This window comes from Pseudomonas sp. S2_C11, from assembly GCF_054668395.1.
In genome coordinates, this window is the sequence record NZ_CP162765.1 from 1,023,639 (window position 1) to 1,046,473 (window position 22,835).

Consider the following 22,835-nt stretch of genomic DNA (forward strand, 5'->3'; position numbering starts at 1 on the left):
TTTAGGGAAGCGACGGGATCGGCGCCAGTTTTCTCCACAGGGCTTTTACATGGCCACTTCGACCTGTCCCGGCGCAATCACCTGCGCCTTGATAACTCTTTGAGAATTAAGGTTTTTTACTCGAATCTGTTCTTTCATTCCGCCATTGGAGAGCGCTTCCCCCGGCATGCGTACGGCAAGGGTGCCGCTGCGCGCAGTGATCACCACCTGGTCACCCTTGCGGACCACTTCGGCCTGTTCCAGATGCACCAGAGTTATGACCTGATCGGCGACCGTTGGTCGGGTAAGTTTCTGCCCGATCGCTTCGTCGACGGAGGTCAGGAAACCCTGGTTGATCGTGCTGACGTCGCGCTCGCGCAAGGTCACATCCTGCGGCTCGATAATGCCGGCGCGTTTCAGCGGACGAGTGGTCGTCACGATCTCGCGAAACAGGCGGACTTGAGCGGGTACGAACACCGTCCAGGGCGAACTGCCTTCGCAGCGAACCTTCACCGTGACGCGGCCCAGCGGGCGTGCCGGGCTCTCCAGCGTGGCTGTCAATTCCTTGTCGCACATGGGCATGCGCATGCGCGGGTCGAGCTGGTTGACTTCGATTTCGTAGCGGCCTTCGGTTTGACTGGAAGCCAAATAGTCTTCTACGGTGAATTCAAGAAAGCCCTGAGTCACGCCGATAAGCATATCAGGCAAGGTAACCGCATCTGCATGGGCAGGACTGCCAGCAAGCAAGCAGCAAACGGCGGACACCGCGCAAAGCCCTTTGCGAAGGGAAGATGTCAGGCGTCGGGAAAATGTCGTTTGAGCGTTCATACGAGTTAAAAAGCAAGCGCCGTGCCGTTTAGCAATGAATGTGCGTCGCAACAACACTTGGCGTTGGTGTAGGAGTCTGGGCATGGCTGGTGTAATGGATTCGGTGAACCAGCGCACGCAACTGGTAGGGCAGAATCGCCTCGAGCTGCTGTTGTTCCGTCTCGACGGGCCGCAGCTCTATGGGATCAACGTGTTCAAGGTACGGGAAGTGTTGCAATGCCCGTCCCTGACGTTGATGCCCAAATCCAGTCCTGTCGTGTGCGGGGTAGCGAATATACGGGGAGCGACCATTCCGATCCTGGATCTGGCAATGGCAACGGGCTCCGGTGCGTTGAAAGACAAGAACAGTCCGTTCGTGATCATCACGGAGTACAACACCAAGACCCAGGGTTTCCTGGTCCGCTCGGTGGAGCGCATCGTCAACATGAACTGGGAAGAGATCCATCCGCCACCCAAGGGTACCGGTCGCGATCACTACCTGACCGCTGTGACGCGGGTCGACAACCAGTTGGTCGAAATCATCGATGTCGAGAAGGTGCTGGCCGAAGTGGCGCCGACGCCGGAAGCGATTTCGGTGGGCGTGGTCGATGTCGAGACGCAGACCAAGGCGTTGTCGCTGCGGGTGCTGACGGTCGATGACTCGTCGGTGGCGCGCAAGCAGGTCACGCGTTGTCTGCAGACCATCGGTGTCGAAGTGGTGGCGCTGAACGACGGCAAGCAGGCGCTGGATTACCTGCGCAAGCTGGTCGACGAGGGCAAGAAGCCGGAAGAAGAGTTCCTGATGATGATTTCCGACATCGAGATGCCGGAGATGGACGGGTACACCCTGACGGCGGAAATCCGCGGCGACGCACGCATGCAAAAGCTCCATATCATCCTGCATACTTCGTTGTCGGGGGTATTCAATCAGGCGATGGTGAAGAAAGTCGGTGCTGATGACTTTCTGGCCAAATTCCGTCCTGATGACCTCGCATCCCGGGTAGTCGACCGGATCAAAGCAGCAGATATCAGCTAGGGGCCTTCTGCCCCTGGCGGTCAACACGATTTAAGAGGCGGCATCATTGTCTACGGGTAATTTGGATTTCGAACAGTTCCGGGTCTTCCTGGAAAAAGCCTGTGGCATTCTGCTCGGTGAAAACAAGCAGTATCTGGTCTCGAGCCGTCTCAACAAACTGATGGAGCAGCAAGGCATCAAGTCCCTGGGTGAGCTGGTACAGCGCATCCAGACCCAGCCGCGCAGCGGTTTGCGCGAGCAGGTGGTCGATGCCATGACGACCAACGAAACCCTGTGGTTTCGCGACACCTATCCGTTTGAAGTCTTGAAGAACAAGGTACTGCCGGAAGCGATCAAGGCCAGCCCCAACCAGCGTCTGCGGATCTGGTCGGCGGCCTGCTCGTCGGGACAGGAACCGTACTCGCTGTCGATGTCGATCGACGAGTTCGAGCGCAGCAACCTGGGTCAGTTGAAGATGGGTGTGCAGATCGTTGCCACCGATCTGTCGGGCCTGATGCTCAACAACTGCAAGACCGGCGAGTACGACAGCCTGGCGATCGGTCGCGGTCTGTCGCCGGAACGCCTGCAACGCTACTTCGACCCGAAAGGGCCGGGGCGCTGGGTGGTCAAGGCGCCGATCAAGAGCCGGGTGGAATTCCGCTCGTTCAACCTGCTCGACAGTTACGCAGCGCTGGGCAAGTTCGACATCGTGTTCTGCCGCAACGTGTTGATCTACTTCTCTGCCGAAGTGAAGAAGGACATCCTGTTGCGCATTCACAGCACGTTGAAGCCGGGCGGGTACCTGTTCCTTGGCGCTTCGGAGGCGTTGAACGGATTGCCGGATCATTACCAGATGGTTCAGTGCAGCCCGGGGATTATCTACAAGGCGAAGTAATCGGTTTGCGCTGATACAAAAAACGGGAAGCCCGCAAAGGCCTCCCGTTTTTTTATGCCCGAATTATTTTCCACAAACCCCCTGAGGGAGCGAGCCTGCTCGCGAAAGCGCTCTGTCCATAAGACAGTTGGCGCCTGACACGCCGCCTTCGCGAGCAGGCTCGCTCCCACAGGGATCTGCGCTGACCTGGCAAGGACGGCAAGCGGCAGAAAAGCGGCATCCGGCGGTAACCGGTTGCCGCTTTTCTGGCATTGCCGCTTAGCCTGTTCGGTGCAAAGCCCCGGAATACGGGGCTTTGATCATTTGGCACGGCGCTTGCTAAAGCTCAGATACGAAAAACCGGTCACCTGAAGGTTCCCGACATGAGCATCAGCTTCGACAAAGCGCTGGGCATTCACGAAAAGGCATTGGGCTTCCGCGCCCAGCGTGCCGAAGTGCTGGCCAACAACATCGCCAACGCCGACACCCCGAACTACAAAGCGCGGGATCTGGATTTCTCCAAAGTGCTCGAAGCACAGACCGAGAAGACCAAGACCGGCGGCCACTTTGCCCTGAACATGACCAACAGCCGGCACATCGAGGCTGAAGGGCTGGGCAACGGCGACGAGTCGCTGATGTATCGCACGCCGATGCAGCCTTCGATCGACCAGAACACCGTCGACGCTCAACTGGAACAGTCGAACTACGCGGAAAACGCTGTCGGCTTCCAGGCCAGCTTCACCTTGCTCAACAGCAAATTCAAAGGGCTGGTGTCAGCCCTGCGCGGAGAATAATCCATGTCCCTGTCCAGCGTTTTCAACATTGCCGGCAGCGGCATGAGCGCGCAGACCACGCGTCTGAACACCGTGGCTTCGAACATCGCCAACGCCGAAACCGTTTCGTCGAGCATCGACCAGACCTACCGCGCCCGTCATCCGGTGTTCGCCACCATGTTCCAGGGCGGCCAGGCCGGCGGCAGCAATTCGCTCTTCCAGAACCAGGACGCGGCCGGGCAGGGCGTGCAGGTGCTTGGCGTTGTCGAAGACCAGAGCAACCTCGAAGCGCGCTACGAGCCGAACCATCCGGCTGCCGACGCCAAGGGCTACGTCTACTACCCGAACGTCAACGTGGTGGAAGAAATGGCTGACATGATTTCCGCGAGCCGCTCGTTCCAGACCAACGCGGAAATGATGAACACCGCCAAAACCATGATGCAGAAGGTACTGACCCTCGGTCAGTAATAAGGGGCGACTGCCATGAGCGTTACGGATACCACCAGCAGCCTGAGCATGAACGACATCCTGGCCAACTCGTCGAAGAAGGCCAGCAGCACTACGTCGGGCGGCATCGCTTCGGCGACCAACAGTGCCACCGGCGGCCAGGCGCTGGGCAAGGATGCATTCCTGCAATTGCTGGTCACCCAGCTGAAAAACCAGAACCCGCTCGACCCGCAGGACAACAGCGCCTTCGTCGCGCAGTTGGCGCAGTTCAGCAGCCTTGAAGGCATCACCACGCTGAACTCCACTGTCAGTGGCCTTGCCGGCAACTACAACTCGTCGCAGGCGTTGCAAGCGTCGTCGCTGGTCGGTCGCAACGTGATCGTGCAGACCAACACCGCCCAGCTCGATGACCCGAGCAAAGGCCTGACCGGTTCGGTCACCGTGCCTTCGTCGATTGCCGGCGGCACCGTGACCATCACCGACAAGGACGGCAAGACCGTGCGCACCATCGACCTGGGCAGCCGCGCTGCCGGCGATGCCAGCTTCACTTGGGACGGCAAGGACACCGCCGGCACCGTGGTTCCGGTCGGCACTTACACGTTCAAGGCCAACGCACCGATCAACGGCACCGCGACCGACCTGGCGACTTACCTGCCAGCGACCGTCAACAGCGTGACGATCAGCCAGACCGGTGGCGAGCTGATGCTCAACCTGGCCGGCAAGGGCACCGTTGCCCTGTCCAAAGTACAAACCATTGGTATATAGAGCCGACTAACCCGGCACGAAGGAGTGGAACATGTCTTTTAACATCGGCCTTAGCGGTCTCTATGCCGCCAACAAACAACTCGACGTCACCGGCAACAACATCGCCAACGTCGCCACCGCCGGTTTCAAATCCTCGCGCGCAGAATTCGAAGACGTCTATTCGTCGACTCGTCTGGGCAGCGGCAGCAAAGTGATCGGCAACGGCGTGCGCCTGGCCAACGTTTCCCAGCAGTTCACCCAGGGTGACATCAACAACACTGGCAACGTGCTGGACATGGGCATCAACGGTTCCGGCTTCTTCACCATGAGCAACAACGGCTCGATCTCGTACACCCGTGCCGGTACGTTCAAGGTCGACAACGCCGGTTACATCACCAACACCGACTACACCTCGCGTCTGCAGGGTTACGGTGTGGATGCCAACGGCAAGATCATCAACGGCGTGTTGACCGATCTGAAGATCGACACTTCGAACCTGGCGCCGAAGTCGTCTTCTGCGGTGACCTCGAGCATCAACCTCAATTCGTCTTCGCCAGTGATCGTTGATACCGGCGCCAGCGCCGTCAAGTTTGATCCGTCGAAGCCTGAGACTTACACCAAGTCCTTCAGCACACCGATCTATGACACCCAGGGCAACGCCCACGTCATGGACCAGTACATGGTCAAGACTGGCGGGAACACCTGGAAGGTTTACACCCTGGTCGATGGCCGTAACCCGGACGCTACCGGCAGCAACCCTGTGACCACTGCGCCGGTTGCTTCGACATTGTCGTTCGACAGCTCCGGCAAGCTGGTTCAGGTGAGCACGCCTAACCCGGCGGATCCAGCCAACCCGATCATCAGCAGCGATCTGAAGATGACCGGCTGGGTGCCGGGCACTGTGACCAATGGCGTGTTTACGCCTAACGGCGCGGCAGCGAACCCGAATGGCGTGACCATCTCGATGGCCAACACCACTCAGTACAACGCTGATACCTCGCGTACGATCCCGACTCAGGATGGTTACGCCACTGGCCAGATCACTAACCTGACTATCGACGGCACCGGTACGCTGTTCGCCAACTTCAGCAACAACCAGAGCAAGGCGATTGGTCAGGTTGCACTGGCCAGTTTCACCAACGAACAGGGCTTGCAGGCTGTCGGTGGCACCAGCTGGAAAGAGACTTTCGCTTCGGGTATTCCGGGCTACGACGCGCCGAAGACCGGTACGTTGGGTGAGGTGGTGTCCAACTCGCTGGAAGAGTCGAACGTTAACCTGACCAATGAGCTGGTTGATCTGATCAAGGGTCAGAGCAACTATCAGGCGAACGCCAAGACTATTTCGACTCAGAGCACGATTATGCAGACCATTATTCAGATGACCTGATTCGGGTTTCTGACTGGTTTTTTGGGCCCCTCGGTTTTGAGGGGCTTTTTTTTGGTCGTGGCGGCCTTTGGGCCGACCAGGCTGTTGGGTTTTGGGTGAATATCCGTTGCTTCGGTAGCGGCTGCTGGCGGTTTCGCTTGACGGCGACTTACTTTTTTACAAGCGCCTAAAAAAGTAAGCAAAAAACGCTAGCTCCTGCGTTCGGCCCTCGCAGGCTCGGGTTCCTTCGCTGCGGGATCGATCCGGTCGCAGCGGCTACGGTTTGCTTCGCTGCACCTCCTTCCGCTGTGTCTGGCTGCGCCAGACGGTCGCTGCGCTCCCACGCCCGGATCAATCCCTCCGCTCAGCCTTCCGACGTCGCCGGTGGATCAAGATCAAGAGCACTCGAGCTTGCGCTCATTGTTGAGTGGGGCGGCTTCGCCGCGGGCAGCTGCGCTGCTTTTGCCTTTTTGTGGGAGCGAGCTTGCTCGCGAAGGCGGCATGTCAGCCGACCTGTTCTTGAAGTGGTACCCAATCCAACTGTAGGAGCTGCCGAAGGCTGCGATCTTTTGATCTGGCTTTTGCTTTTGCTTTTGCTTTTGCTTTTGCTTTTGCTTTTGCTCTGGCTTTTGATCCGGCTTTTGATCTTTTGCCCCTTCGGCAGGCTTCGTTACGGGATCGATCCGGGGGTGGGAGCGCAGCGACCGTACGACGCAGTCGTACACAGCGAGTGTAGGTGCAGCGAAGCCAACCGGAGCCGCTGCGCCCGGATCGGTCCCGTAACGAAGGTACCCCGAGCCCCAGCGAGCGGGCCGTACGCCGGGGCAAAGCCTTTTGGGTTACCTTTTTGGCGTCTGAAAAAGGTGACTCGCTGTAAGAGCGAAACCATAAGAAGCCGTTACCGCAGCAACGGATATTCACCCAAAACCCCAAGAGCCTGGTCGGCCCAGAGGCCGCCAAGGCCGCCAAAAAACAAAACCCCCGACAAACCAGAAGTCTGTCGGGGGTTTCTTTTGCCTGAAGATCCCAGGCGTCTCGCAACGCCTGATCTCAGCTCAGCTTATTGGCAAGCTTCGCAATCCGGCTCGTCGATCGCGCAGGCCTTTGGCACTGGCGCCGGACCTGCCGGAGCGGCCAGAACCGAATCGTCGCCGTGGTTGCCGCCGCTGGAAACAGCGTTCAGCTTACCGGTGTTGATGGTCGACTTCTCGGTGCTGGTCGCGGCCAAGGCACGGAGGTAGTAAGTGGTTTTCAGACCACGGTACCAGGCCATGCGGTAGGTCACGTCGAGCTTCTTGCCCGATGCGCCGGCGATGTACAGGTTCAGCGACTGGGCCTGGTCGATCCACTTCTGACGACGGCTGGCGGCGTCAACGATCCACTTGGTGTCCACTTCGAACGCGGTCGCATAGAGCTCTTTGAGTTCTTGCGGAATGCGCTCGATCTGCTGCACCGAACCGTCGTAGTACTTCAGGTCGTTGATCATCACCGAGTCCCACAGACCGCGAGCCTTCAGGTCGCGAACCAGGTACGGGTTGATCACGGTGAATTCGCCCGACAGGTTCGATTTCACGTACAGGTTCTGGTAGGTCGGTTCGATCGACTGCGAGACGCCAGTGATGTTGGCGATGGTCGCGGTCGGTGCGATGGCCATGATGTTCGAGTTACGGATGCCTTTCTGTACACGGGCGCGAACCGGTGCCCAGTCGAGGGTTTCCTTCAGGTCGACGTCGATGTACTTCTCGCCACGCTGTTCGATCAGGATCTGTTGCGAATCCAGCGGCAGGATGCCCTTGGACCACAGCGAACCGTTGAACGTCTCGTAGGCGCCGCGCTCGTCGGCCAGGTCGCAGGAAGCCTGGATCGCGTAGTAGCTGACCGCTTCCATCGACTTGTCGGCGAACTCGACGGCAGCGTCGGAGCCGTAGGCAATGTGCTGCAGGTACAGAGCGTCCTGGAAGCCCATGATGCCCAGACCGACCGGACGGTGGCGGAAGTTGGAGTTCTTCGCTTGCGGCACCGAGTAGTAGTTGATGTCGATCACGTTATCGAGCATGCGCACGGCGGTGTTCACGGTGCGTTGCAGCTTGGCGGTATCGAGCTTGCCGTCGACGATGTGGTTCGGCAGGTTGATCGAGCCCAGGTTGCAAACGGCGATTTCGTCCTTGTTGGTGTTCAAGGTGATCTCGGTGCACAGGTTCGAGCTGTGGACCACGCCGACATGCTGCTGCGGGCTGCGCAGGTTGCACGGGTCCTTGAAAGTCAGCCATGGGTGGCCGGTTTCGAACAGCATGGACAGCATCTTGCGCCACAGGTCTTTGGCCTGGATGGTCTTGAACAGCTTGACCTTGCCCGGGTACTCGGTCAGCGCTTCGTAGTACTCGTAGCGCTCTTCGAAGGCTTTACCGGTCAGGTCGTGCAGGTCCGGTACTTCGGATGGCGAGAACAGGGTCCACTTGCCGTCATCGAAGACGCGCTTCATGAACAGGTCAGGGATCCAGTTGGCGGTGTTCATGTCGTGGGTACGACGACGATCGTCACCGGTGTTCTTGCGCAGCTCGATGAACTCTTCGATGTCCATGTGCCAGGTTTCCAGGTAGGCACACACCGCGCCTTTGCGCTTGCCACCCTGGTTCACGGCCACAGCGGTGTCGTTCACTACTTTGAGGAACGGCACAACGCCTTGCGACTTGCCGTTGGTGCCCTTGATGTACGAACCCAACGCACGAACAGGCGTCCAGTCGTTGCCCAGACCGCCGGCAAATTTCGACAGCATGGCGTTGTCGTGGATCGCGTGATAGATGCCCGACAGGTCATCCGGCACGGTGGTCAGGTAGCAGCTCGACAGCTGTGGACGCAGGGTACCGGCGTTGAACAGGGTCGGGGTCGAAGCCATATAGTCGAACGAGGACAGCAGGTTGTAGAACTCGATCGCACGGTCTTCTTTCTGCTTCTCTTCGATCGCAAGACCCATGGCCACGCGCATGAAGAAGATCTGCGGCAGTTCGAAACGCACGCCATCCTTGTGGATGAAGTAGCGGTCGTACAGGGTCTGCAGGCCCAGGTAGGTGAATTGCTGATCGCGCTCGTGGTTGATCGCCTTGCCCAGTTTTTCCAGGTCGAAGGTGGCCAGCACAGGGTTCAGCAGTTCGAACTCGATACCTTTGGCGATGTAGGCCGGCAGTGCCTTGGCGTACAGGTCGGCCATTTCGTGATGGGTGGCGCTTTCGGCGACTTCGAGGAAGTTCAGGCCTTCGGCACGCAGGGTGTCCATCAGCAGGCGGGCGGTAACGAACGAGTAGTTCGGCTCGCGCTCGACCAGGGTACGGGCGGTCATCACCAGCGCGGTGTTGACGTCGGTCAGGGCCACGCCGTCGTACAGGTTCTTCAGGGTTTCGCGCTGGATCAGGTCGCCGTCGACTTCTTCCAGGCCTTCGCAGGCTTCGGTAACGATGGTGTTCAGGCGGCCCATGTCCAGCGGCGCGAGGCTGCCGTCGGCGCGGGTGATGCGGATCGACGGGTGCGCGTTGACTGCTGCTTCGGCAGGAGCGTGAGCTGCGCGCTCTTTCGAACGGCCGTCACGGTAGATCACGTAGTCGCGTGCAACTTTCTGCTCGCCGGCACGCATCAGGGCCAGTTCGACCTGGTCCTGGATTTCTTCGATGTGGATGGTGCCGCCCGATGGCATGCGACGCTTGAAGGTCGCAGTGACCTGTTCGGTCAGGCGCGCAACGGTGTCGTGGATTCGCGACGAAGCGGCAGCGGTGCCGCCCTCAACTGCGAGGAACGCTTTGGTGATAGCGACGGTGATCTTGTCATCGGTGTAAGGAACGACAGTGCCATTACGCTTGATCACGCGCAGCTGGCCAGGCGCGGTGGCTGCCAGATCCGAAGTCGAATCGGCGGCCTGCGGCAAGGTGCCCTGCGGGTTCTCGCGAGTTGTGTCGGTTTGCATGGGGGGTGGTCTCCACATTCTCTATGTTTGTTTGGCACCGTCATGGTGCTCACCGTTCTGTACCGAAGCACTGCAACCGACGGGCGTCGGCATTACAAACTTCGGAACAGTAGGAAAAAGGCTGCAACGCCGCATCCTTGCCGAAGTTTTGGTTACGAGCCGAAGCTCGCCACCGGATTCCTTCGCGGGTGGCAGTCATGACTGCAACACCCATACCGTTTTGTCCGTTTCGGACCAAATAAAACGGTGCCATCCGCCAGTGCGGTTTGGGCTTGAAAAAACTCGCTTGTTCTACCGGAAACCGGCCATAAAGCACTTGAGTTTCAGGTCTGAAATGTGGTTGGGCGTTTTAGGTGAAAACCCTATATGTAGGGTCTCCGTTTTCGCCGTGCTACAAGATAATGCGTTTCAGGGGGGGATTGCAATGTACTACCTGTGGATAAGCCTGTGCGTAATTTGTGTAAGAAACAGGGAAAACGCGTGTAGGCCGCGAACCTGCTGAGCCAGACCGTTTGTCACTGTTTTTTTGCCTGGAAAAACGCTTCAGCGGTTTTTTAAGGGCGCGAACCCTATCACAGAATTCCGCCTTGTCCGAACGCATTTACCGACTTGTTTTCCGGGTGATCGGCGTTTATACAATCGCTGGGTGCACGGGCATTTTTATCCTCCTGAAACATGACAGATGATCGGGAGATACACGCAGGATTGTGGGAGCGAGCCTGCTCGCGAATCGGTTGACCACTGAGCATTCAGGTTGAAGCAACAGACGCTTTCGCGAGCAGGCTCGCTCCCACAGGTTTTGTCCGTGTCAGGCGATTGTCTTTCTTCTTTTAATAAAAACAGCAAGCAGAGGTCACCGGTGGAGCAACAAACCTGGCAGGTATTGATCGTCGAGGATGACCAGCGACTGGCCGAGCTCACCCGCGATTACCTGCAAGCCAATGGCCTGCGCGTGGAGATCGAAGGCAACGGTGCGCTGGCGGCGGCGCGGATCATCAAGGAGCAACCGGATCTGGTGATCCTCGACCTGATGCTGCCCGGCGAGGATGGCCTGAGCATCTGCCGCAAGGTGCGCAGCCAGTACGACGGGCCGATCCTGATGCTCACCGCGCGCACCGACGACGCTGATCAGATCCACGGCCTCGACCTCGGTGCCGACGACTATGTGTGCAAACCGGTGCGTCCGCGCTTGTTGCTGGCGCGCATCCAGGCGTTGCTGCGACGCAGTGACACACCGGAGCCGGTCGCGGAAAAATCCCGGCGGTTGCAATTCGGTCCACTGGTGGTCGACAACGCATTGCGAGAAGCCTGGCTGAGCGACAACGGCATCGAGCTGACCAGCGCCGAGTTCGACCTGCTCTGGCTGCTGGTGTCCAACGCCGGGCGGATACTTTCCCGGGAAGAAATCTTCACTGCATTGCGCGGCATCGGCTATGACGGCCAGGACCGCTCGATCGACGTGCGCATCTCGCGCATCCGCCCGAAAATCGGCGACGACCCCGATCATCCGCGCCTGATCAAGACCATTCGCAGCAAAGGCTACCTGTTCGTCCCTGAGGCCTGCGCAGACCTGGCGCTGTGAATTCGATCTTCCTGCGCATCTACGGCGGCATGTGCGCCGCGCTGATTCTGGTGGCGGTGCTCGGCGTGCTGGCGCTGAACCTGCTCAATCAGGTGCGCAGCGAGCAATACCGCGAACGCCTGGCCCACGGCACCTTCTCGCTGATGGCCGACAATCTGCAACCGATGAACCAGACCGAACGCCATCGCGCGTTGCTGGTGTGGGAGCGGCTGCTCGGTATACCGCTGACGCTGAAGAAATTCTCTGAAACCGACCTTGATCTGGCCCAGCGCACCCGTGTGTTGCGCGGTCAGGCGCTGGTCGAGCAGACCGGGCCACATGCGGCCAAGGTCTATCGGCTGATCAGCGAAAAAGAGCAGCTTGTACTGGTAGGAGAGGTGCAGCAGATCAGCGAGCAACTGGCTCGGGCGACCATTTACCTGCTGGCCGATGAACTGGTGCGGGTACCGGTCGGCGAACAGCCCAAGCGTCTGGCGCAGATAAAGCAGGAAAAGGGCTTCGGCTTCGATCTGCGTCTGGTCACGGTAAATGACGCCGACATGGACGAAGACCAGAGTCGTCGCGTGGCCGAGGGCGATACGGTGATGGCGCTGGGCAAGGGCGGCGATTCGATCCGCGTGTTCGCCGGCATGGTTGGTACGCCGTGGGTGCTGGAAATCGGCCCGCTGTACCAGATGAATCCGTACCCGCCGGAATGGCTGGTATTGATTGCCGCGCTCGGTCTGACGCTGATCGGTCTCATCGTTTATCTGCTGGTGCGTCAGCTTGAGCGACGTTTGCGCGGCCTCGAAGCGGCGGCCACGCGCATTGCCAAGGGCAGCCTGGAAACCCGTGTGCCGGCGCGCGGCGCTGACTCGGTCGGGCGGCTTGCGTCGGCGTTCAATGGCATGGCTGAGCACTTGCAACAGTTGCTGGCGATCCAGCGTGAACTGGTGCGCGCGGTGTCTCATGAACTGCGTACCCCAGTGGCACGGCTGCGTTTCGGGCTGGAAATGATCGGCACGGCCACCACCCCGCAGGCACTGGAGAAATACCGTGAAGGCATGGATCACGACATCGAGGACCTCGACAAGCTGGTCGACGAAATGCTCACCTACGCACGACTGGAGCAAGGCTCGCCGGCGCTGACTTTCCAGCGAATCGATCTGGATGCGCTGGTCAATCAGGTGATCGCAGAATTGGCGCCGCTGCGCGCCGAGGTCACGGTGCAGCGCGGTTTGTGTCTTTCATCTGCCGACAATGACGGCGCCTGGGTCGAGGCTGAACCGCGTTATCTGCATCGGGCGCTGCAGAATCTGGTGGGCAACGCGATGCGCCATGCGCATTCGCAGGTGACGGTGAGTTATCAGGTCGGCCAGTTGCGTTGCCGGATCGACGTCGAGGACGACGGACCGGGCGTGCCGGAAGTGGCGTGGGAGCGGATCTTCACGCCGTTTCTGCGCCTCGACGATAGCCGCACGCGCGCCTCGGGCGGGCATGGTCTGGGGTTGTCGATTGTGCGGCGGATCATTCACTGGCACGACGGCCGCGCGATCATTGGCAAGAGCAAGAGTCTGGGTGGGGCGTGTTTCAGTCTGAGTTGGCCGAGGAATCAGGAGCGCCGGTAGGGTGTGTGGTGGCAGGGCTGGCCCCATCGCTGGCAAGCCAGCTCCCAGAGGTTTTGCGGGTGTACATTGTCTCTGTGTACACCGCGAATACTGTGGGAGCTGGCTTGCCAGCGATGAGGACCATGCAGGCAATGCAAAAAGTCAGGCAGGAATGCTGACCAGACTCAACAACTGCCCATCCTGCACGCCGAACTGCGCCTCCAGCTCCGATCCATTGCGCCATTCGCTCGACAGATCCGTCAACAACCGCAGCCTGACCTGTCCCGCCTCAGTCCACTCCAGCACTTCGGCATGTTCGAAATAAAAGCGCTGCTGCACGATCGGGTAGAGCGCCTTGAACAAACACTCTTTGACCGAAAACGTCAGGGTCACCCGCAGCGCCAGTTGCTCCTGAGAATCCGCCGCCATGCGTTGCAGTTCCGCTGGCGTGAGGATTTCCCCGGCCAAGCGTTCGGCGCGCTCATGGCTCAACAGGTTTTCCAGATCCATGCCCAAGCCGCGCCAGTGCTGCTTGTTGGCAACAATCGCCGCCGCACGGCCGGTGCTGTGAGTGATCGAACCGCAGATATGCGCCGGCCACACCGGGGCGCGGTCTTCGCCGATCGGCGGGACGATATTCAGGCCTTCGAGTTGTTGCAGCGCGGCACGGGCGCAAATGCGCCCGGCGAGAAATTCGGCCTGGCGCTTGGCCACCGAGCGCTGAATGCTCGGCGGCGCCAGCACAGCGCTGCGCTGGAAGTCATCGCCAAGCAGTCGGGCCGGGTCGAAGTGAGTACTGAGCAGCACGGTATCGGCCAGGACCGTCGGCAACGGCCAGTGGCTGTCGAGCGCAGTGCAGCAGGCGGGCAGGGCGGGGGTGAAGTTCATGGCGGGCATTTTGCCGGTTAGTCGGGGCGAGGTCGAGATCGGCGGTGAAGCCTTCGCGAGCAGGCTCGCTCCCACAAGGGATCTTCTGGGCGACAGAAATCCGGTGTGGGAGCGAGCCTGCTCGCGAAAGCCGCGCCTCGGTCGTTACTGACTCAACCGAAAATCTTCTTGAAGAACGCCTGCATATCCGCCCACGACTTCTCGTCTGCCGCCTTGTTGTAACCAATGTCCGGCCCGCCATGCTCGCCATGGCTCAAACGATCGGCATCCGGATTGCTGAAACCATGCTTGGCGCCATCCAGACTGACGAACTGGTAGTCCGCCCCGGCCTTGTCCATCTCTGACTTGAAGGCGGTGACGTGGTCCTGAGTGACCATGCTGTCCAGCGCACCGTGCTCGACGAGGATTTTCGCCTTGACGCTGCCCGGAGTCGCCGGGGTCTTGGTTGCCAGCGCGCCATGGAAACTCACCACACCGGCCAGCGGCACACCCTGACGCGCGGCATTGAGCACCACGGCGCCACCGAAGCAATAGCCGATGGCGGCGATTTTGTTCGGGTCGGTCTGCTTTTGCTTCTTCAACAGATCGAGCCCGGCGGCGAAGCGTTTACTGGCGGCATCGGCATCCTTGGTCGCCGCCTGCATGAAGGCCATGGCGTCTTTCGGGTGCTCGGTGTTCTTGCCTTCGCCATACATGTCGATGGCCAGCGCGCTGTAGCCGAGTTCGGCGAGATCCCGCGCGCGGCGCTTGGCGTAATCGTTCAGCCCCCACCATTCGTGGACCACGACAACGCCGGGGCGTGGGCCTTTGATCGCGTCGTCATAGGCGTAGTAGCCGATCAGTTGGCTGCCGTCGGCGCTTTGGTAGGGGATTTCTTCAGTCTTGATCGCAGCCTGGGTAAGGCTGCTGACTGCCAGCAAAGTGAGGGCGAGGAACAGGCGCATGGTCGGGTGTCCTTATTGAAAGTGGTCAGAACAGCCTAGTCGATCTGGTTCAGGTCAGGTTCAGAGACGGTTCAGGGGCCGTACAGGGGCGGCTCAGTAACCTTGCGCCATACCCAAACAGCACTGTGAAAGAGGAAATACCCATGACTCGTTTAAACAAATTGCTGCTGGCTTTTACCCTGTTAGGCTCCAGCATCGCGGCGAATGCCGACGACACCAGCAACTTCGCCGGCCTGACATTCGGCCAGACCAGCGACAAGATCGACAAGTCCCACGCGCTCAACAACAACCTCGGCAACCCCAACGTCACTGGGGCCATCGACGGCAACAACACCTACGGCATGCGCCTCGGTCAGCAAAACAGCCAGGGCCGCTACTACGCCACCTATGACAACGTTTCCGGCTCGCACAATGGCGTTAAACTGCGCCAGGAAAATCTGCTCGGCAGCTATGACCTGTTCTATCCAGTAGGCGGCAGCACCAAATTGTTCGGTGGCGCCACGGCCGGTCTGACCAAACTGACGCAGGATTCGCCCGGCTTCAGCCGTGACAGCGACATCGGTTACGCCATCGGTGGCCAGGTCGGTGTGTTGCAGCAAGTTTCGCAGAACACCTCGGTGGAACTCGGTTACCGTTACCTTCGCAGCAACGCCAGCACCGAAATGAAAGAAAGCGGCGGCAGCAAACAGGGCTCGCTGGACTTGACCGGCAGCGCGCAGACCTACCTGTCGGCCAACTACTATTTCTAAGCGGTTGTCGCAGTTTGAAGTGTGGGAGCGAGCCTGCTCGCGAAAGGGGTGTATCGGCCGACACTTGCTTGGCTGATCCACCGTATTCGCGAGCAGGCTCGCTCCCACAGGTAGTTGCCTGGAGAGTTCAAGTGATAGGGAGAAAGGCATGAAACTGTTGGTCGTCGAAGACGAGGCGCTGTTGCGTCATCACCTGCAAACCCGTCTGACGGAGAGCGGTCATGTGGTCGAGTCCGTGGCCAATGCCGAGGAGGCGCTGTACCAGACCGGCCAGTACAACTTCGATCTGGCGGTGATTGATCTCGGCCTGCCGGGCATGGGCGGCCTCGACCTGATCCGCCAGTTGCGCTCGGGCGGCAAGACCTTCCCGATCCTGATCCTCACCGCGCGCGGCAACTGGCAGGACAAGGTCGAAGGGCTCGCCGCCGGTGCCGACGATTACGTGGTCAAGCCGTTCCAGTTCGAAGAACTCGATGCGCGCCTGAACGCATTGCTGCGGCGCTCCAGCGGCTTCACCCAGTCGACCATCGTCGCCGGGCCGTTGCTGCTCGACCTCAATCGCAAACAGGCCAGCCTCGATGAACAACCGCTGGCGCTGACCGCTTACGAATACCGCATCCTCGAATACCTCATGCGCCACCATCAGCAAGTGGTGCCCAAGGATCGCTTGATGGAGCAGCTCTATCCGGACGATGACGAGCGCGATCCGAATGTCATCGAAGTGCTGGTCGGCCGTCTGCGCCGCAAGCTCGAAGGCCCGGCCGGGTTCAAGCCGATCGACACCGTGCGCGGCCTCGGCTACCTGTTCAATGAGCGCTGCACTTGATCCGTTCCCTTCGCGTTCGCTTGATGCTCGCCGCCACCACGTTGGCGGTGTTGTTCATGCTTGCCTTGCTGCCGGCGATGCAGGGTGCCTTCAGCCTTGCCTTGCAGGACTCGATCGAGCAACGTCTGGCCTCCGATGTCACCACATTGATTTCCGCCGCCCGGGTGGAAAACGGTCGGTTGGTGATGCCGTCGCAATTGCCGGACGAACGCTTCAACCTCACCGACTTCCGTTTGCTCGGCTATATCTACGACCGCGACGGCAAACTGGTGTGGCGCTCGAAAGCCACCCAGGAAGAACAGATCAACTACAAACCGCGCTACGACGGCCTCGGCAATGAGTTCGCGCGGATCCGTGAAGCCAGCGGTCAGGAGTTCTTCGTCTACGACGTCGAAGTCAAATTGCTCGGCGGCAAAAGCGCGGCATTCAGCATCGTCGCTCTGCAACCGGTGCGTGAATACGAAACCACCCTCGAAGGCCTGCGCGAAAATCTCTATCTGGGCTTCGGTGCGGCATTGCTGGTCTTGCTGGCGCTGCTATGGATCGGCCTGACCTGGGGCCTCAAGGCGCTGCGCCGATTGAGCCAGGAACTCGACGAAATTGAAGGCGGTACTCGCGAAAGCCTGACGGAAAAACACCCGCGTGAACTGCTGCGCCTGACCGGCTCGCTCAACCGCTTGCTGCTCAGCGAACGCCAGCAACGCAGCCGCTACCGCGACTCCCTCGACGACCTCGCCCACAGCCTGAAAACCCCGTTGGCGGTGCTGCAAGGCGTCAGCGAAGACATGGCCCAGCGTCCCGCAGACCGCGACCAGGCCTGGGTTCTGCAAAGCCAGATCGAACGCATGAGCCAGCAGATCAGCTACCAACTGCAACGGGCCAGCCTGCGCAAAAGCGGCCTGGTGCGCCATCAGGTGCGCCTGCAACCGGTGCTCAAAAGCCTGTGCGATACGCTGGACAAGGTCTACCGCGACAAACACGTGCGCGTGACCTTTGATCTGCCGGAGCACTGCTACGTGCCGATCGAGCAGGGCGCCTTGCTGGAAATGCTCGGCAACCTGCTGGAAAACGCCTATCGCCTGTGCCTCGGCGAAGTGCGGGTCAGCGTGCGCGAATCACTGGCCGGGATCGAGTTGTGTGTCGAGGATGATGGCCCGGGTGTTCCACTCGATCAGCGTGCGCGGATTCTCGAACGCGGCGAACGCCTGGATGCCCAGCATCCCGGGCAGGGCATCGGGCTGGCGGTGGTCAAGGACATCATCGAAAGCTACAACGCGCGTTTGGCCTTGGGTGATTCACCGATGGGCGGGGCGGCGTTCAGGATTGATTTTCCTGCGGTGTGATTGCGAGCTGCCCTCACCCTAACCCTCTCCCAGAGGTAGAGGGGACTGACCGAAGTGTCTTTGCAAAATTATCGACCTGAGCGATTTGCAGCGAATATGGATTCAATAGAGAGCTTGCAGGTCGGCGTATTTCTCAAGCATCCCCCAATCAGTCCCCTCTCCCTCCGGGAGAGGGTTAGGGTGAGGGGCTTTTGATTTAGCGCCTCATTGCTCCTGCGACCGATAAGCCCCCGGTGTCAGCCCCGTCCATTTCTTGAACGCCCGATGAAACGCCGAAGGCTCAGAGAACCCGAGCTGCTCGGCAATCTGTTGCAACGACAGCTCCGCCCGGCCCAGATGGTAGATGGCGATATCCCGCCGCAGCTGATCCTTGAGCTCCTGAAAACTGCTGCCTTCCTCGCGCAAGTGCCGGCGCAAGGTCTGCGGGCTGATATGCAGATGCGCCGCAACCGCTTCCAGATCAGGCCAGTGCGCAGCGTCGCGACTGAGCAAGCGGCGCAGGCGGCTGCTCAGGCTGTCGCCGTCGTCCGGGCGCGAGAGCAGGTCGGCGGGGGAGCGTTCGAGAAAATGCTTGAGCGTGCGTTCGTCCTGCAACAGCGGCATGGCCAGATAGCGACTGTGAAACAGCAGGCTGCTTTGCTCGGCATCAAAGGTCAGCGGGCAGGGGAACAGCAGGTCGTATTCGCTGCCGTGCTCGGGGCGCGGATAGCTGAAGGTTGCCTGCTCGAGGCGAATGCGCTGGCCGATCAGCCAACTGCCGAGGCGGTGCCAGATCACCAACAGGCTCTCGCTGAGAAAATGATCCGGGTCCCACGACTGCGCGTCGTCCAGGCTCAAACGCACCCATTCGTCTTCGCGACGCAGGGTCAGGCGTGGGGCGTCGGGGAACAGGCTGTAAAACAACAAGCCACGTTGCAGAGCCTTCTCCAGGTTACGGCAGTGAATCGAGGCGTGGCACATCATGGCGAAGCTGCCGGGCTTGCTCGGGGCGTTACCGAAACCCAGGTATTCGTCGTCCAGCGCCAGCCACAGCCCTTGAATCAGCCGGGTGAACTGCTCAGGGGCAATCCGCGCGCGGGGCTCGTCGAGCAACTCCGGGCTGATCCCCAGTTGCTGTAACAGGCCTGAATAATCCAGGCCGCGCCGGCGCGCACCGCCAAGGGCGGCACGGGCGAAATGGCTGGCGATGGTGCGTTCGCGCATAAGCGGCAATCCTTGTTCAGGCACCGATCGTAATGGCGGGCCGGCAACGCCACAAGGCGGATTTCCGCCAAATTGCAGGACGCTGAGCGCTCAGTTGGCGGAAATCCGCCATGACTCAAGTCGCTGCTTGGTGACAGGAAAATCCCGCAGGCCCTGATATCAAAAGGCTTGCTGCCATTCGCACCAATCTGGCACGACGTTTGCGATACAAGCGACAGAAGCGTGCATTCTCCGACCGGGAAAAATGCCGTTCCAACAACAAATCCCTCCAGTGCAGGAGGGTTCGCAATTAAGGTTCGGCGCTCGACAGATGGATGTTGCCGCTGGACGCTTGAGGAAACCTGCAATGACGACTCGTCAGCCACTGTACAAATCCCTGTATTTCCAGGTGATCGTTGCCATCGCCATCGGCATCCTGCTTGGTCACTTCTATCCGCAGACCGGTGTGGCCCTCAAGCCACTGGGTGACGGCTTCATCAAGCTGATCAAAATGGTCATCGCCCCGATCATCTTCTGTACTGTTGTCAGCGGCATCGCCGGCATGCAGAACATGAAGTCGGTAGGCAAGACCGGCGGCTACGCGCTGCTGTACTTCGAAATCGTTTCCACCATTGCCCTGCTGATCGGTCTGGTCGTGGTCAACGTTGTGCAACCGGGCGCCGGCATGCACATCGACGTCACCACCCTGGACGCCTCGAAAATCGCCACCTACGTGACGGCCAGTAAAGACCAGAGCATTGTCGGTTTCCTCCTCAATGTGATCCCGAACACCATCGTCGGCGCGTTCGCCACCGGTGACATCCTGCAAGTGCTGATGTTCTCGGTGATCTTCGGCTACGCCCTGCATCGCCTCGGCTCGTACGGCCGTCCGCTGCTGGACATGATCGATCGCTTCGCCCACGTGATGTTCAACATCATCAACATGATCATGAAACTGGCGCCACTGGGTGCGTTCGGTGCCATGGCGTTCACCATCGGTGCCTACGGTGTCGGCTCGCTGGTGCAACTGGGCCAGTTGATGATCTGCTTCTACATCACCTGCGTCCTGTTCGTCGTGCTGGTGCTGGGTGCGATCTGCCGGGCTCACGGTTTCAGCGTGTTCAAACTGGTGCGCTACATCCGTGAAGAGCTGTTGATCGTACTGGGTACGTCCTCGTCGGAATCGGCACTGCCACGCATGCTGATCAAGATGGAGCGTCTGGGCGCGAAGAAATCCGTCGTGGGTCTGGTGATCCCGACCGGTTACTCGTTCAACCTCGACGGTACTTCGATCTACCTGACCATGGCCGCCGTGTTCATCGCTCAGGCGACTGATACGCACATGGACATCACCCACCAGATCACTCTGCTGCTGGTGCTGCTGCTGTCCTCCAAAGGCGCGGCAGGTGTGACCGGTTCGGGCTTCATCGTTCTGGCCGCGACGCTGTCGGCCGTAGGTCACCTGCCGGTTGCCGGTCTGGCGCTGATCCTCGGTATCGACCGTTTCATGTCTGAAGCCCGCGCGCTGACCAATCTGGTCGGTAACGCTGTAGCGACCATCGTCGTGGCCAAGTGGGTCAAGGAGCTGGACACCGATCAACTGCAGACCGAGCTGGCTTCCGGCGGTCGCGGTATCTCCGATGAGCGTGAAGAAGACGACCTGGGTGTGGCTGAAGGCCCAACCCCGAGCAATGTGAAGTAAGCATCGCTTGCACAGAAAAACCCGCTTCGGCGGGTTTTTTCTTGCCCGGAATTTGAGCGCAACGGTCACACCTGCTGACATTTGCGGTGATTGCCGCATCGCCGATGGCTGCCTAGGCTGAGTACATCGCCCAAGGAGTTCGCCCATGTCTGCACCGCTGGCCTCACTGAAGATTCTCGATTTCTCGACCTTGCTGCCGGGGCCGTTCGCCTCGCTGCTGCTGGCGGACATGGGCGCCGAGGTGCTGCGCATCGAATCGCCGACGCGAATGGATCTGCTGCGGGTGCTGCCGCCGCATGATGGCGGGGTCTCAGCCAGCCACGCTTATCTGAACCGCAACAAGCGCAGTCTGGCGCTGGACCTGAAACAGCCCGAAGCGCTGCAGATCATCAAGCAACTGCTGGGCGAGTACGACATCGTCCTCGAGCAGTTTCGCCCCGGGGTGATGGAGCGTCTGGGCCTGGGTTATGAAGCGTTGAAAGCGATCAATCCAAAGCTGATTTATGTGTCGATCAGCGGTTACGGCCAGACCGGGCCGTACAAGGAGCGCGCCGGGCATGACATCAACTATCTGGCGCTGGCCGGGCTGGCTAGCTACACCGGTCGCGCCGACAGCGGGCCGTTGCCGCTGGGCATGCAGGTGGCAGACGTGGCGGGCGGCTCGCTACACGGCGTGATCGGCTTGCTGGCAGCGGTGATTGCCCGTCAGCAAACCGGGCAGGGCACCCATCTGGATGTGAGCATGACCGACTGCGCGTTCAGCCTGAACGCCATGGCCGGCGCTGGCTATCTGGCCTGCGGCGCGGAACCGGGCCGCGAAGATCAGATGCTCAATGGCGGCAGCTTTTACGATTATTACCGCACCCGGGATGGGCGCTGGATGTCGGTGGGCAGTCTGGAGCCGGCCTTCATGCAGCAATTGTGCACGGCGCTGGGCCGGCCGGAGCTGGCGGCGCAAGGGTTGTCGCCCAGGCCCGAGCAACAACAAGCCTTGAAAGAGGCGTTGCGCATCGAATTCGAGCGGCACGATTTTGCAGAACTGTGTGAATTGTTCGCCGGGGTCGATGCCTGTGTCGAGCCGGTACTGAGTCTGGGCGAGGCGTTGCGCCATCCGCAGTTACAGGCGCGGGAGCTGGTGACCCAGGTGCCGCGCGGCGATGGTACGACGCAGGCGCAGATGGCCTGTCCGTTGAAATTCTCTCAAGCATTGCCGGCGCCAAGGCATGTTGGCGCGGGGTTGGGGCAGCATACGGACGAGGTGTTGGGGGAGTTGGGACTTAGCCCTTCGAAAATTGAAGACCTGCGTCGCGCCAAAGTCATTCTTTAGCGCCTGTAACGGCCTCATCGCTGGCAAGCCAGCTCCCACAGGTTCCCAGGTGTTCACAAAACCTGTGGGAGCTGGCTTGCCAGCGAAAGGGCCAGTCAGGGCACCGCAGGAACTGACTATTCCACCCGCATCTCACCACTGAACACCAGCGTACTGCGGCAACGCCGGCATAAATACCGCCGCCCTTGCCGCACCAGGCCATGACGCTGGGCGGTAAACGGGAAATCACTGTCGGGGCACGGGCATTTGTAGATATAGCGGGTCACGCTGCGCCGCTTGATTTCATAGGTGTGGCAGCGATCCGGCGGTAGTTCGTAGACGCCGCGCATGATCAGTTGCCACTCCTCGCCATGGGGCTGGATGCGGTCGCCGAACAGTTGATGAGCGATCAGGTGGGCGACTTCGTGGGCCACGGTCTGCTTGAGGAAGTGTTCGGTGTTTTCCCGGTACAGCTGCGGGTTGAAGCGCAGCAGGTTCTCGTGCAGATGCGCGACACCGGCTTTCTGCCCGCGCAGCTTGAGACTGACCACGGGGCGTTTGAAGGAACGTTTGAAAAAGGATTCAGCGAGTTGGTAACAATCTTCGACGCGGGTATTGAGTTGCTCGGGCATGCTTGATGGATCTCCAGAGACGCCGAGTATGCCGCAACCCCGGCGACTTGCGAATCGCCGACCTGCCGAATGGTCGTCGCCCCAACGAGAAGGCCGCCTTGCGGCGGCCTGTATTGGCAGATGTTGTTTTTCTCA

The 22,835-nt window shown here is 60.0% G+C and carries 19 protein-coding genes; 13 read left to right on the top strand and 6 right to left on the bottom strand.

Annotated elements, in window-relative coordinates:
• Positions 1-45: 45 nt before the first annotated feature.
• The gene (gene flgA, locus AB4N48_RS04760; protein ID WP_073472167.1) at positions 46-807 is read right to left on the bottom strand and encodes a flagellar basal body P-ring formation chaperone FlgA; all 762 of its coding nucleotides are present in this window, start codon (positions 805-807) and stop codon (positions 46-48) included.
• Positions 808-889: 82 nt separating this feature from the next.
• On the opposite strand from flgA, the gene AB4N48_RS04765 reads away from it, so the two are divergent.
• The 6 genes from AB4N48_RS04765 (at position 890) to flgE (ending at position 6,026) form a co-directional block, all read left to right on the top strand.
• A complete protein-coding gene (locus AB4N48_RS04765) occupies positions 890-1,822 on the top strand; it encodes a chemotaxis protein CheV (RefSeq protein ID WP_016773611.1) in 933 nt (310 codons plus the stop codon).
• A gap of 46 nt (positions 1,823-1,868) precedes the next feature.
• Positions 1,869-2,696, top strand: coding sequence for a protein-glutamate O-methyltransferase CheR (gene cheR, locus AB4N48_RS04770; protein WP_016773612.1), 828 nt, complete (start codon positions 1,869-1,871; stop codon positions 2,694-2,696).
• A 362-nt stretch (positions 2,697-3,058) separates the two neighbouring features.
• A complete protein-coding gene (flgB, locus tag AB4N48_RS04775; RefSeq protein ID WP_016773613.1) occupies positions 3,059-3,469 on the top strand; it encodes a flagellar basal body rod protein FlgB in 411 nt (136 codons plus the stop codon).
• A 3-nt stretch (positions 3,470-3,472) separates the two neighbouring features.
• Positions 3,473-3,916 carry a flagellar basal body rod protein FlgC gene (flgC, locus tag AB4N48_RS04780; RefSeq protein ID WP_016773614.1) on the top strand — a complete coding sequence of 148 codons (444 nt, stop codon included), beginning with the start codon at positions 3,473-3,475 and terminating at the stop codon, positions 3,914-3,916.
• 15 nt (positions 3,917-3,931) lie between these two features.
• Positions 3,932-4,660 (top strand): flagellar hook assembly protein FlgD, encoded by a 729-nt coding sequence (flgD, locus tag AB4N48_RS04785; RefSeq protein ID WP_016773615.1) that lies wholly within the window; start codon positions 3,932-3,934, stop codon positions 4,658-4,660.
• 31 nt (positions 4,661-4,691) lie between these two features.
• Positions 4,692-6,026: a flagellar hook protein FlgE gene (gene flgE, locus AB4N48_RS04790; RefSeq protein WP_041479563.1), complete on the top strand. Its 1,335-nt coding sequence runs from the start codon at positions 4,692-4,694 to the stop codon at positions 6,024-6,026.
• Positions 6,027-7,065: 1,039 nt separating this feature from the next.
• Here the strand turns inward: flgE and AB4N48_RS04795 are convergent.
• Positions 7,066-9,960, bottom strand: coding sequence for a ribonucleoside-diphosphate reductase subunit alpha (locus AB4N48_RS04795; RefSeq protein WP_024013986.1), 2,895 nt, complete (start codon positions 9,958-9,960; stop codon positions 7,066-7,068).
• A gap of 859 nt (positions 9,961-10,819) precedes the next feature.
• Here AB4N48_RS04795 and AB4N48_RS04800 point away from each other — a divergent pair.
• Both AB4N48_RS04800 and AB4N48_RS04805 read left to right on the top strand, forming a co-directional pair.
• Complete coding sequence (locus AB4N48_RS04800; protein WP_056788095.1) at positions 10,820-11,542, top strand: response regulator; 723 nt, start codon at positions 10,820-10,822, stop codon at positions 11,540-11,542.
• Entirely contained in the window at positions 11,539-13,149 is a 1,611-nt protein-coding gene (locus AB4N48_RS04805) for an ATP-binding protein (RefSeq protein WP_041479566.1), read from the top strand. Before AB4N48_RS04800 ends, AB4N48_RS04805 begins: the two co-directional genes overlap by 4 nt.
• Positions 13,150-13,290: 141 nt before the next feature.
• Here the strand turns inward: AB4N48_RS04805 and AB4N48_RS04810 are convergent, their stop codons facing one another.
• Entirely contained in the window at positions 13,291-14,016 is a 726-nt protein-coding gene (locus AB4N48_RS04810) for a 4'-phosphopantetheinyl transferase family protein (RefSeq protein ID WP_460094890.1), read from the bottom strand.
• 152 nt (positions 14,017-14,168) lie between these two features.
• Positions 14,169-14,960, bottom strand: a complete 792-nt coding sequence (locus AB4N48_RS04815; protein WP_460058836.1) for a dienelactone hydrolase family protein — start codon at positions 14,958-14,960, stop codon at positions 14,169-14,171.
• Between the two features lie 143 nt (positions 14,961-15,103).
• Here AB4N48_RS04815 and AB4N48_RS04820 point away from each other — a divergent pair, with 143 nt between their 5' ends.
• The 3 genes from AB4N48_RS04820 (at position 15,104) to AB4N48_RS04830 (ending at position 17,878) form a co-directional block, all read left to right on the top strand.
• Positions 15,104-15,709: a hypothetical protein gene (locus AB4N48_RS04820; protein ID WP_305381344.1), complete on the top strand. Its 606-nt coding sequence runs from the start codon at positions 15,104-15,106 to the stop codon at positions 15,707-15,709.
• Positions 15,710-15,857: 148 nt separating this feature from the next.
• Positions 15,858-16,535 carry a response regulator transcription factor gene (locus AB4N48_RS04825; protein ID WP_016773623.1) on the top strand — a complete coding sequence of 226 codons (678 nt, stop codon included), beginning with the start codon at positions 15,858-15,860 and terminating at the stop codon, positions 16,533-16,535.
• Positions 16,532-17,878 (top strand): ATP-binding protein, encoded by a 1,347-nt coding sequence (locus tag AB4N48_RS04830; RefSeq protein WP_095181576.1) that lies wholly within the window; start codon positions 16,532-16,534, stop codon positions 17,876-17,878. Before AB4N48_RS04825 ends, AB4N48_RS04830 begins: the two co-directional genes overlap by 4 nt.
• A 204-nt stretch (positions 17,879-18,082) precedes the next feature.
• On the opposite strand, the gene AB4N48_RS04835 is transcribed toward AB4N48_RS04830, so the two are convergent.
• Positions 18,083-19,081: an AraC family transcriptional regulator gene (locus tag AB4N48_RS04835; RefSeq protein WP_056788106.1), complete on the bottom strand. Its 999-nt coding sequence runs from the start codon at positions 19,079-19,081 to the stop codon at positions 18,083-18,085.
• Positions 19,082-19,427: 346 nt separating this feature from the next.
• Here AB4N48_RS04835 and AB4N48_RS04840 point away from each other — a divergent pair, with 346 nt between their 5' ends.
• Both AB4N48_RS04840 and AB4N48_RS04845 read left to right on the top strand, forming a co-directional pair.
• Positions 19,428-20,762, top strand: a complete 1,335-nt coding sequence (locus AB4N48_RS04840; RefSeq protein WP_024013978.1) for a dicarboxylate/amino acid:cation symporter — start codon at positions 19,428-19,430, stop codon at positions 20,760-20,762.
• Positions 20,763-20,907: 145 nt separating this feature from the next.
• Complete coding sequence (locus AB4N48_RS04845) at positions 20,908-22,089, top strand: CaiB/BaiF CoA transferase family protein (RefSeq protein ID WP_150743503.1); 1,182 nt, start codon at positions 20,908-20,910, stop codon at positions 22,087-22,089.
• A 116-nt stretch (positions 22,090-22,205) separates the two neighbouring features.
• Here AB4N48_RS04845 and AB4N48_RS04850 read toward each other — a convergent pair whose 3' ends face one another.
• Entirely contained in the window at positions 22,206-22,700 is a 495-nt protein-coding gene (locus tag AB4N48_RS04850; protein ID WP_024013976.1) for a SprT family zinc-dependent metalloprotease, read from the bottom strand.
• Positions 22,701-22,835: the final 135 nt, after the last annotated feature.